The sequence below is a fragment of the Aeromonas sp. R1-2 genome (genome assembly GCF_040908505.1).
GTDB lineage: Bacteria > Pseudomonadota > Gammaproteobacteria > Enterobacterales > Aeromonadaceae > Aeromonas > Aeromonas veronii.
The window spans coordinates 1-11,200 of sequence record NZ_JBFODU010000005.1; the positions used below are offsets into that span (position 1 = coordinate 1).

The window sequence follows — 11,200 nt, forward strand, 5'->3', positions numbered from 1 at the left end:
ATCAGTGACCGTGCGTCCTTCATGTAACAGCAAGATGGCCATCAAGCGACGAGCATGTCCTTTATCACGTGTGGCATGGATGATTTTGTGAATGCGGCGCCGTTGTGGTCGTGGCAGGGGTGGTAGGATAGGCATCAACTCAGTCCTTTGGGTGTGGCTTGTTTTGTTTGGCGACTAATCAGATCGCACAAACTGGACTGAGTTCCCTTCCTCCAGTGATCTACTATTCGGAACAGTTATTTAGTAATGATGACCTTGAAACTTTAGTTGAGTATTTGAAAACTAAGTTGTCGGAAGATTTGACATGCCATGATGATTACAAAAAGTATTACCCTAATCATCGTAGATATGTAGATGTCATAGCTAAAGAAATCAGAGATATGGGAGGCAACTCATTTGCAAATTTATGGCGTGGCCAGGGACCTGATTATCATGAAATTGTTTGTGATGTTGCTAGTAAATTAAATGCTCCCTATAACAAGAATAAATCGGTTGAGGATATAGAAAACTCGATTTTGGAAACTATTCTCGAGAGAGCTTTATCTGAAATGTCCGATGAACAAAAAACAGAACTGCTCAAAGAGATGGGCGGAAAGGCCACTATGGGAAAAGGTAGTCTAGCAACAGCAGCATTTATCGGTATTTTCAGGTCTGGTGGATTTTATTCTTACCAGCTGACGCTGATTATTGCTAACCAGATTGCAAAAGCTGTCTTAGGGCGAGGCTTAATGCTAGCTACTAATGCAAGCCTTGCTCGTGTTGCAGCAGTCCTAACAGGTCCTATTGGTTGGGTCATCTCAGGGGTTTGGGCTGCAGTTGACCTAGCTGGACCTGCTTATAAAGTGACAATTCCGTGTGTGATACATGTTGCCATGTTGAGGAAGAAATTAAGCTCTCTTACTTGCAGTAAATGCGAAACAATACTAACTGATACAACGATGAAATTTTGCCCAGAGTGTGGTCAATCTACAGCTGCATAAAGAACAAAACGGCAACCGAGGTTGCCGTTTTTCTTTCTATTTCGGATGACTATTACCGTGGATTAACCCACCCGCTTGGCCAGCCAAGCTTCGGCGGCAGTCAGGGCTGCTTCTACCTGCTCCCGGGCGACGCCGCCTTTGGCGACCCGTTTGGCGAGGGTCGCTTCCAGCTCCAGGTTGGGGTAGACGTCGAACTCGATCACCGGGCTGAAACGCTGGAACTCGCCGATGGAGAGCTCCTCCAGCGGTTTGCCCATGCTGATGGCGAATACCACGGTTTCGCCGACGATATGGTGCGCTTCACGGAACGGGATCCCCTTGGCTACCAGATAGTCCGCCAGCTCGGTGGCGTTGGCGTAACCGCCCTGCGCTGCCGCCATGGTGCGCTCGCCGTTCACCTTCAGATCGATCAGCACCAGCGCCGCCATATCGAGGCAGTCGTGCCAGGTGTCGAGGGCATCGAACAGACCCTCTTTGTCTTCCTGCATGTCCTTGTTGTAGGCCAGCGGCAGCGCCTTGAGGCTCATCAGCATGCCCATCTGGGCGCCGACCACCCGACCGGTCTTGCCGCGGATCAGCTCCAGCGCATCCGGATTCTTCTTCTGCGGCATCAGCGACGAGCCGGAGGTAACCGCATCGGAGAGCTCGACAAACCCAGCCTCGCCGGTGTTGTAGAAGATAAGGTCTTCGGCAAAGCGCGACAGGTGGGTCATGGAGAGGGACGCCACGTGCATCAGTTCCACCACGTGATCCCGATCGGAGACCGAATCCAGACTGTTGCGGGTGGCGCCGCTAAAGCCCATGTCGAGCGCCAGCGCTTCGCGGTCGATGGCGTAGGCAGTGCCCGCCAGCGCGCCGCAGCCGAGCGGGCTGGTGTCGAGCCGCTTCAGCGCATCCTGCAGGCGGGAGTAATCCCGCTCCAGCATCTCCACATAGGCCAGCGCCCAGTGGGCGTAGGTGACCGGTTGGGCCCGTTGCAGGTGGGTGTAACCGGGCAGCACCGCGGCCTGATTGGCACGGGCGGAGGCGACCAGTCCCTGCTGCAGGGCGGTGATGGAGCCGAGCAGCAGCTCGCCCTGTGCCTTGCACCAGAGTTTCAGGTCGGTGGCGACCTGATCGTTGCGCGAGCGGCCGGTGTGCAGCTTCTTGCCCAAATCGCCGACGGCGGCGATGAGCTGGCTCTCGACCCAGGAGTGGATATCTTCGGCGTCCGAACTCAGGATCTGCTGGGGATCCTGCTGCACCGAGGCGAGCAGCACCTCCATCGCCTGTTGCAGTTTGCCCTGCTCATCGGCGGTCAATACGCCCACTTTCACCAGCGCTTTGGCCCAGGCCATGGAGCCCTGAATATCCTGCTCCGCCAGCCGGTAATCGAACCGCAGCGAATCGTTGAACTGCTTGAACCGGCTATCGGCTCCCTGACTGAAGCGTCCACCCCAAAGTGCCATACTGCTCTCCTTGAATGCGTTGTCGGCGGCGCCCTGGCCACCGAGCTTGAAATCGTGCCCTGTTTTTCTGCGAGCCTGTTATCTCACAGAAGTGGCCCGGGCGCTGCCGCTCTTGTCACACCCGCTGTTGATGGGTCAGGGGTTATGTCCTCTGTCTGTAGAAGAGGGGGCCATGCCCCCTCAACGGAATCAACGGGTTATCGCGCTTGCTTAGCCGTGGGTATGGTCGCCACCGATGGCTTGATGTTGCTCCTTCATGGCGCGGATCCGGCTGGCCAGGGTGTAGAGACGGATAAAGCCTTCGGCATGGCTCTGGTCATATACTTCGTCGGCGCCAAAGGTGGCGAAGTCTTCGGAGTAGAGGCTGTTCGGCGACTTTTTCTGCACCGCAGTGACCTGACCCTTGTACATCTTCAGCACCACTTCACCATCCAGATCTTCGGCGATGGCGTTGGCAGAGGCGAGGATCGCCTTGCACAGCGGAGTGAACCAGCGACCGTCATAGACCAGATGGGAGAACTCGGCCCCCAGCTTCTCCCGCCAGGCGCGGGTCGGGCGATCCAGTACCAGCTCTTCCACGGCGCGCAGCGCGGCGACCATCACGGTACCGCCCGGGGTCTCGTAGCAGCCGCGGGATTTCATCCCCACCATCCGGTTTTCGGTGATGTCGATGCGGCCCACGCCGTGCTTGCCGGCACGCTCGTTCAGGGTCATCAGGATCTGGTGCGGGCTGAGCGGCTGGTCGTCAACGGCCACCACTTCACCCTGCGCCACGGTCAGCTTGACGTACTCCGGCTGATCCGGAGCCTGCTCGGCCGGTACGGTCCACTGCCAGACCGCTTCGGACGGCTCGTTCCAGGTGCTCTCCAGCTCGCCACCCTCGGTGGAGATGTGCCAGGCGTTAGCGTCGCGGCTGTAGATCTTCTTCAGGGTCGCCTTGCAGGGGATGTTGCGGGTCTCCAGATAGGAGAGCAGATCTTCCCGGGAGCGCATGTCCCAGATCCGCCACGGGGCGATCACTTTCAGCTGGGGCGCCAGCGCGGCGACCGCACCTTCGAAACGCACCTGATCGTTACCCTTGCCGGTGCAGCCGTGGGAGATGGCATCGGCCCCTTCCGCTAGCGCCGCTTCCACCATCGCCTTGGCGATCACCGGACGGGCCATGGAGGTGCCAAGCAGATAGGTGCCCTCATAGACGGCGCCGGTCTTCAGGGTCGGGTAGACGTACTCTTTGACGAACTCTTCCCGCAGATCCTTGATGATGCACTTGGTGGCGCCGGAGGCGATCGCCTTCTGCTCGATCCCTTCCAGATCGTCGCGCTCCTGACCGACGTCGGCCACGAAGGCAATGATTTCGGCGTCATAGTGCTCTTTCAGCCAGGGAATGATGGCCGAGGTATCCAGTCCACCCGAGTAAGCCAGTACGATCTTGTTGATTCCGCTCATGTTACTTCTCTCCGTGATGATTCAATAAAAGGGTCGTGATTCAGGTTGAGTGTCGCGTTACTTGCCGCCGAGAAGGGTCAGCAACACGGCGTTCTGGATATGCATCCGGTTTTCGGCCTCGTCCATGATGAGGGAGGCGGGGCCATCCATCACCTGCGAGGTGATCTCCAGCTCCCGATGAGCCGGTTGGCAGTGCAGCACATGTGCAATGCCAGTGCGGTCGAGCAGGGCCTGGTTGATCTGGTAAGGCATAAAGAGGTCTTTGACCTGCTCCATCGGAGTGTTGTCGCCCATGGAGACCCAGGTATCTGTGTAGGCCACGTCGAACCCTTCGATATCCGCCACGTCATCACTGATGTGGATGGTCGCCCCCGACTTGGCCGCCAATGCCTGCGCCTGCAGGAAGATCTGGGTATCCGGGCCGTGGCCTTTCGGGCAGATCAGGGTGACGTCGGTGCCGAGGGTCGCCCCCAGCAGCAGCAGAGAGTGGCTGACGTTGTTGCCATCACCGAGGTAGGCAAGTTTCACCTTCGACAGATCGTCGTAGTGCTCGGCAATGGTCATAAAGTCGGCCAGCCCCTGACAGGGGTGGTAGAGGTTGCACAGGCTGTTCACCACCGGCACTGTGCCGTGCTCTGCCAGCTCGACCAGAGTCTGGTGATCGAACACCCGGGCGACAATGGCATCACACCAGCGCGACAGGTTGGCGGCGAAATCCTTCACCGACTCCCGCTTGCCCAGCGCGCCGTTCTGCTGATCCAGATAGACGCTGTGGCCGCCCAGCTTGGCGATGCCGATGTCGAAGGTGACCCGGGTGCGCAGGGAGGGTTTCTCGAACAGGGTGACCACACTCTTGCCCGCCAGCGCCTGGCTGTACTTCTTCGGGTCGGCCTTCACTGCCTTGCCCAGCGCAATCAGCGCTTCAATCTGGGCTTTGTTCAGATCACTGTCTTTCAGAAGGTGTTGCATCGGATGTTCCTTGTTCCGGTGGAGATCAAATAGCTACCTGGGTGCCGACCGCGCCGCCAGCCAGCAGCTTGAGCAGCTGATCCGGGTAACGCCAGCTGGCGACACAGACTGGCTTGCCGAGGGTCTCGGCGGCGTGCAGGGCCGCTTCAACCTTGACCGCCATGCCATCGCGGATCACCCCTTTCTCCATCAAATCCAGCGCGGTCAGCTTGTCGAGCTGGGGCACCAGCTTGCCCTTGCCATCGAGGATGCCGCTCACGTCGGAGAGCATCACCAGATCGGCACCGAGCGCCTCGGCAATGGCGGTGGCTGCCTGATCCGCATTGACGTTCATCAGCTGCCCCTCGGCGGTGATGCCGATGGAGCTCACTACCGGCAGGAAGCCCTGACCGAGGATGCCCGCCACCAGCGCAGGGTTGCCCGGCTTGCACTCGCCGACCGCGCCGAGATCCGGGTCGAGCTGGGTCACCTGACAGAGGCCGCCGTCGGCGAGGCAGAGCCCCACCGCCGGAATGCCGGTGGCGATCGCCTTGGCCATCATCTGCTTGTTGGCGGTCCCTGCCAGCGCCCCGGCAATAAAGGGGATCTGCTCGAACGGGGTTACCCGCAGGCCATTCTTCTTGGTGGAGGTGAGACCCAGCCCCTTGAGCAGGTCATCCACCAGACAGCCACCGCCGTGCACCAGCACCAGCGGACGGTGCTGATCATCGAGAAAGGTTTTGAGGGTGGCGAACAGGGCGGTCAGCGCCTCGTCGTTTTCTATCAGGGCGCCGCCCAGCTTGATTACCAACGTCTGTTTGTCCATGTTCGAGATCCTTCCTAAGTCCTTAAATCAGGCCAGTGGCCGGTTCAAATCCAAATTTGATATTTATGCACTGCATGGCTTGCGAGGCGGCACCCTTGAGCAGGTTGTCGATGGCCGAGACCACCACCAGCATGTTGCCCTGCTGTTGCCAGGCGATATCGCAGTAAGGGGTGCCCGCTACGCCACGGATGGAGGGCATCTGGCCGGTGAGGCGCACCAGCGGCTTGCCTTCGTAAGCCTTGAGGAAGGCCTGATCCACTTGAGTGGGGGTGACGCCGTCCGCCAGCTGCACATAGATGGTGGCCAGAATGCCGCGCACATAGTTGCCAAGGTGGGGCTGGAACAGCACCTCCTTGCCGAGGTGATGGCTGATCTCCGGCTGGTGTCTGTGATTGAAGGTGCCGTAGGGATTGAGGCTCACTTCGCAGAAGCTGGTGTTGATGGCCGCCTTGCGACCGGCGCCGGAAACCCCGGAGACGGCGTTGATGATGGGCTGCCACCCCTTGGCAATCAGACCATCCTGCTGCAGCGGCTTGAGAGCGCACAGCGATGCGGTCGGGTAGCAACCCGGCACCGCAATCAGCTGGGCGGTAGCGATGGCATCGGCATTCCACTCCGCCAGGCCATAGACGGCCTGATCCAGCCACTGCTCGCTGTCGTGGGTGAAGCCGTAGAAGCTGTCGTAGAAGCCCTGATCCTTGACCCGGAAGGCGCCGGAGAGATCGAACACCGGCAGCCCCTTGGCGAGAAACTTGGGTGCCAGCTCGGCGCTCACCTCGTGGGCGGTGGCCAGCAGCACCAGATCGGCCTGGGTCAGGATCCGGGTCATGCCGTCGTCGTCCAGCGGCAGCAGCGGCTGATCGAGAGCACCGACCCATTGGGGATGCAGGGAAGAGAAGCGCTTGTGGGCATCCTGACTGCCGGCGGAGACATAGAGGCCGAACAGCTTGAGTTGTGGGTGGTTCTGTACCAGTGCGGCCAGTTCGGCTCCCGCGTAGCCACTGGCACCGACGATAACGGTGTTAAGCATGTTGAATATTCCAAGTCAGAGTTCGAGATTCACAGCATGACGCTGCAGTGCACAAGGGTGGTCGAGCGCCCCTTTGCACAAGTGCGGAGGGGCAATTCAGGCGGGTGTGTGTCGTCGGTTATAGATCAGGTGACAGAACATTAACTTTCCCTTACAACTAGAAGCCTTTGTTGATGAGCCAGATATTCAGGTAAAATTAAAGAATATTCATGCACTCACTTTGCATTTGTATTTTCTAACAGAAACATTCCGGGGACGCAAGGAGGAGCTGATGGCCAATCTGGATTTTTTTTCACTTTATAAGAATATTATTGCGATTCCCTCTATCAGCAGCACGGATCCCAAGTGGGATCAGAGCAATGAGGCGGTGATCCGGCTGCTGGCCGACTGGTTCGGTCAGCTCGGTTTTCAGTGCGAGGTAACGGCGCTCCCTGATCTGCCGGGCAAGTTCAATCTGGTGGCGACGATCGGTCAGGGGGAGGGTGGCTTGCTGCTGGCGGGCCACACAGATACGGTGCCGTTCGATGAGGGGGGGTGGAGCAAGGATCCCTTCAAGGTGACCGAAGAGGGCAACCGTCTCTATGGCCTCGGCACCATCGATATGAAGGGCTTCTTCGCCTTTATCGTCGAGGCGCTGAAAGATATTGACCTCACCAAGCTGACCAAGCCGCTGCGCATTCTCGCCACTGCCGACGAAGAGACCACCATGGCGGGGGCCCGCGCCATCGCCGCGGCGGCCGAGCTCAAACCCGACTACGCCGTGATTGGCGAGCCGACCGGGCTGGTGCCTGTAGTGGCCCACAAGGGGCATATGTCGGAGGCGATCCGCATTACCGGCAAGAGCGGCCACAGCTCGGATCCCGCCAACGGCGTCAACGCCATGGAGATCATGCACAAGGCGATGGGGCAGGTGCTGCGCTTGCAGCAGGATCTGAAAGATCGCTACGCCGACCACCGCTTTGCCGTGCCGCAGCCAACCCTGAACCTCGGTTACATTCAGGGCGGTGACAGCCCGAACCGCATCTGCGGCTGCTGCGAGCTGCATATCGACCTGCGACCCACCCCGCAGGTGGGGCCGGACGAGCTGATGGGGATGCTGAAAGAGGCGCTGTCTCCCATCGAAATTCACCAACCCGGCTGTCTGCATCTGCAACATCTGCATGAACCCATTCCCGCCTATGCCTGCGCCGACGACTCTGTGCTGGTGCGCGAAGCTGAGAAGGCGAGCGGTCGCGCCGCCGAGTCGGCCAACTACTGCACCGAGGCGCCGTTTATCCAGCAGCTTGGCTGCGAGACCATAGTGATGGGCCCCGGCCATATCACCCAGGCGCACCAGCCGGATGAGTATCTCGACCTCTCCTTCGTCAAGCCGACCACCTCGGTGTTGCAGCACCTGATCAGACGTTTTTGCCTGTAGCGGCGGCGGTGAAAGGGGCGTAAAAACTGTAAGTAAGTTACATAACAAGCCGGTTGTGGAGTGGTGATGGAAATACATGTTCTGAATCGGCCTGTTATTTGACCTTGCGCAGACAATCTGGGTAGATTGTCACCCTAAGATGACGGAGCATATGTTGTAATCGCACAACAATAAGTGAGGTCGTCTAGCACCCCGGATGGGTGTCAGGCACCAACAAGATAAGGATGTGGAATGAACGAAAAGTACGCCGCACTACGCGCCAACGTAGGTATGCTGGGTCAGCTGCTGGGTAAATCCATCAAGGATCATCAGGGTCAGGCCTTTCTCGACAAGATCGAAACCATTCGCCAATTGGCCAAGTCCTCCCGCAAGGGCAATGAATCAGACCGGGAACGTCTGCTCGATACCCTGCGCACCCTGAGCGATGATGAACTGCTACCGGTGGCCCGCGCCTTCAGCCAGTTCCTCAATCTGGCCAACGTGGCGGAACAGTTCCACACCATCTCCCGTCGCTGTGAAGAGCAGGTCTGCACCCCGGATCCGCTGGAGCAGATGTTCGACAAACTGAAAGCCTCCAACCTGTCGCAAGAGGCGATCATTCAGGCTGTGCGCGAGCTGGATATCGATCTGGTGCTGACCGCTCACCCCACCGAGGTGACCCGTCGCACCCTGATCCACAAGCATGTACAGCTCAACGACTGCCTCGAGGCGCTGGAGCTCTCCGACCTGCTGCCCCGCGAGCGGGACAAGATCCTCAATCGCATCGAACAGCTCATCAATCAGGCGTGGCACACCAACGAGATCCGCGAACAGCGCCCGACTCCGGTCGACGAGGCCAAGTGGGGCTTCGCCGTGGTGGAGAACAGCCTGTGGCCCGCCATTCCCGAATTCATGCGCAATCTGGACGAGCGTCTGCAACACCATCTGGGTGTGCGGCTGCCGCTGGATGCCGCGCCGGTCAAGTTCACCTCCTGGATGGGCGGTGACCGTGACGGTAACCCCTTCGTCACCGCCAAGGTGACTGCCGAAGTGCTGGAGCTGGGGCGCTGGATGGCGGTTAGCCTGTTCTACAAAGACATCAAGGAGCTGACCTCCGAGCTCTCCATGTCCGACTGTACCGATGCCGTGCGCGCTCGCGTTGGCGATCACCCCGAGCCCTACCGTGCGCTGGTGCGCGAGCTGCGTGAAGCGCTGCGGGAAACCAAGGAGCACCTCACCGCCAAGGTACAGGGCCAGGCGAGCGAGAGCCAGGATCTGGTCAAGACCACCGCCCAGCTGCGCGAGCCGCTGGAGCTCTGCTACCACTCATTGCACGCCTGTGGCATGGGCAACATCGCCGATGGCATGCTGCTGGACGTGCTGCGCAAGGTCGCCTGTTTCGGCATCCATCTGGTCAAGCTGGATATCCGTCAGGATGGTGAGCGTCACGGGCTGGTCTTCTCCGAGCTGACCCGCTATCTGGGTCTGGGTGACTACGCCGAGTGGAGCGAAGATGACAAGCAGGCCTTCCTGCTCAACGAACTGAACTCTCGTCGCCCGCTCATTCCTCACGACTGGGAGCCGAGCGCCGAGGTGCGCGAGACGCTGGATACCTGTCAGGTCATCGCCCAGCACGACCCCGATGCGTTCGGTATCTACATCATCTCCATGGCCGGTGCGCCGTCCGACGTGCTGTCGGTGCAACTGCTGCTCAAAGAGGCGGGCTGCAAGTTCCGCATGCCGGTCGCCCCGCTGTTTGAAACCCAGGATGACCTGATGGCAGGCACCGCCGTGATGGAGCGCCTGCTCTCGGTGGACTGGTATCGCGGCTACATTCAGGGCCGTCAGTACGTGATGATCGGCTACTCCGACTCTGCCAAGGATGCGGGCATGATGGCCGCTGGCTGGGCCCAGTACGCCGCCATGGAATCCCTGGTGGGGCTGGCCGAAGCCAACAACATCCGCCTCACCCTGTTCCATGGCCGTGGCGGTACCGTCGGTCGTGGTGGTGCGCCTGCCCATCAGGCCATCCTCTCCCAGCCGCCGGGATCCCTGCGCGGCGGTCTGCGTACCACCGAACAGGGGGAGATGATCCGCTTCAAGTTCGGTCTGCCGAAAGTGGCGATCAAGAGTCTGGAGCTCTACACCAGCGCCGTGCTGGAAGGGAACCTGCTGCCACCGCCCAAGCCGAAAGAGTGCTGGCGCGAGGTGATGGAACAGCTGGCCGCCGACTCCTGCGAGCACTACCGCAGTATCGTGCGCGGTCATCCGGACTTCGTCCCTTATTTCCGTGCCGCCACCCCGGAGATGGAGCTCGGCAAGCTGCCACTCGGCTCCCGTCCCTCCAAGCGCAAACCCAACGGCGGCGTCGAGAGCCTGCGCGCCATTCCGTGGATCTTCGCCTGGACCCAGAACCGCCTGATGCTGCCGGCCTGGCTCGGTGCCCACAAGGCGCTGCAGCAGGCGATCGACGGCGGCAAGCTGGCCGTGCTGGAAGAGATGAGCGCCCAGTGGCCCTTCTTCCGCACTCGCCTCGAGATGCTGGAGATGGTGTTCCTCAAAGCGGACGTCTGGCTCGCCGAGTACTACGACACCCGTCTGGTGCCGCAGGAGCTGTGGGGCCTTGGCAAACAGCTGCGTCAGGAGCTCGCCGAGTCCATCGAGGTGGTGCTGAAACTGAGCCCGCGCGGGGATCTGCTGGAGGATCAGCCCTGGATCAAGGAGTCCATCAAGCTGCGCAACCCCTACACAGACCCGCTCAACGTGCTGCAGGCCGAGCTGCTCAACCGCTCCCGCAACCACCCGGAGACCCTGCATCCCGAGCTGGACAAGGCGCTGATGGTCACCATCGCCGGTATTGCGGCAGGTATGCGTAATACGGGTTGATAAATTTTACCAAACAGGTCTGAAATAAAAAGAGCGCATAATATGCGCTCTTTTTTTGTGAGCTTATCTCGTCTACTGCATTTAAAGGGAGTGTATCAAATTAGCCTCAAGACTAATGGCTGGATGTAGAAAATCATATAGCAACCTAAATAACTGTTCCGAATAGTAGATCACTGGAGGAAGGGAACTCAGTCCAGTTTGTGCGATCTGATTAGTCGCCAAACAAAACAAGCCACACCC

At 59.5% G+C, this 11,200-nt stretch carries 8 protein-coding genes and 1 pseudogene; 3 read left to right on the forward strand and 6 right to left on the reverse strand.

Translation table 11 applies throughout. The features are described from left to right. A pseudogene (locus tag AB5Y76_RS00400) lies at positions 1 to 135 on the reverse strand (IS630 family transposase); the annotation flags it as partial. A gap of 32 nt (positions 136 to 167) precedes the next feature. Between AB5Y76_RS00400 and AB5Y76_RS00405 the strand changes: the two are divergent. Beyond that, positions 168 to 980 carry a ubiquinol-cytochrome C chaperone family protein gene (locus tag AB5Y76_RS00405; RefSeq protein WP_368177642.1) on the forward strand — a complete coding sequence of 271 codons (813 nt, stop codon included), beginning with the start codon at positions 168 to 170 and terminating at the stop codon, positions 978 to 980. 62 nt (positions 981 to 1,042) lie between these two features. Here AB5Y76_RS00405 and argH read toward each other — a convergent pair whose 3' ends face one another. The 5 genes from argH to argC all read right to left on the reverse strand — a co-directional run bounded on the left by argH (position 1,043) and on the right by argC (position 6,678). Then, positions 1,043 to 2,428: an argininosuccinate lyase gene (argH, locus tag AB5Y76_RS00410; protein ID WP_136501610.1), complete on the reverse strand. Its 1,386-nt coding sequence runs from the start codon at positions 2,426 to 2,428 to the stop codon at positions 1,043 to 1,045. 210 nt (positions 2,429 to 2,638) lie between these two features. After that, on the reverse strand, positions 2,639 to 3,874 hold the full coding sequence (locus AB5Y76_RS00415) for an argininosuccinate synthase (protein ID WP_033115910.1): 1,236 nt from the start codon (positions 3,872 to 3,874) through the stop codon (positions 2,639 to 2,641). A 57-nt stretch (positions 3,875 to 3,931) separates the two neighbouring features. After that, positions 3,932 to 4,843 carry an ornithine carbamoyltransferase gene (locus AB5Y76_RS00420; protein ID WP_104016515.1) on the reverse strand — a complete coding sequence of 304 codons (912 nt, stop codon included), beginning with the start codon at positions 4,841 to 4,843 and terminating at the stop codon, positions 3,932 to 3,934. Between the two features lie 25 nt (positions 4,844 to 4,868). Next, positions 4,869 to 5,648 carry an acetylglutamate kinase gene (gene argB / locus AB5Y76_RS00425; protein WP_005336097.1) on the reverse strand — a complete coding sequence of 260 codons (780 nt, stop codon included), beginning with the start codon at positions 5,646 to 5,648 and terminating at the stop codon, positions 4,869 to 4,871. Positions 5,649 to 5,670: 22 nt separating this feature from the next. Further along, positions 5,671 to 6,678 (reverse strand): N-acetyl-gamma-glutamyl-phosphate reductase, encoded by a 1,008-nt coding sequence (gene argC / locus AB5Y76_RS00430; protein ID WP_021231253.1) that lies wholly within the window; start codon positions 6,676 to 6,678, stop codon positions 5,671 to 5,673. A gap of 271 nt (positions 6,679 to 6,949) precedes the next feature. On the opposite strand from argC, the gene argE reads away from it, so the two are divergent. Then, positions 6,950 to 8,095 carry an acetylornithine deacetylase gene (gene argE / locus AB5Y76_RS00435; RefSeq protein WP_263719273.1) on the forward strand — a complete coding sequence of 382 codons (1,146 nt, stop codon included), beginning with the start codon at positions 6,950 to 6,952 and terminating at the stop codon, positions 8,093 to 8,095. A 231-nt stretch (positions 8,096 to 8,326) separates the two neighbouring features. Then, on the forward strand, positions 8,327 to 10,960 hold the full coding sequence (gene ppc / locus AB5Y76_RS00440; RefSeq protein ID WP_005356550.1) for a phosphoenolpyruvate carboxylase: 2,634 nt from the start codon (positions 8,327 to 8,329) through the stop codon (positions 10,958 to 10,960). Positions 10,961 to 11,200 lie beyond the last annotated feature (240 nt).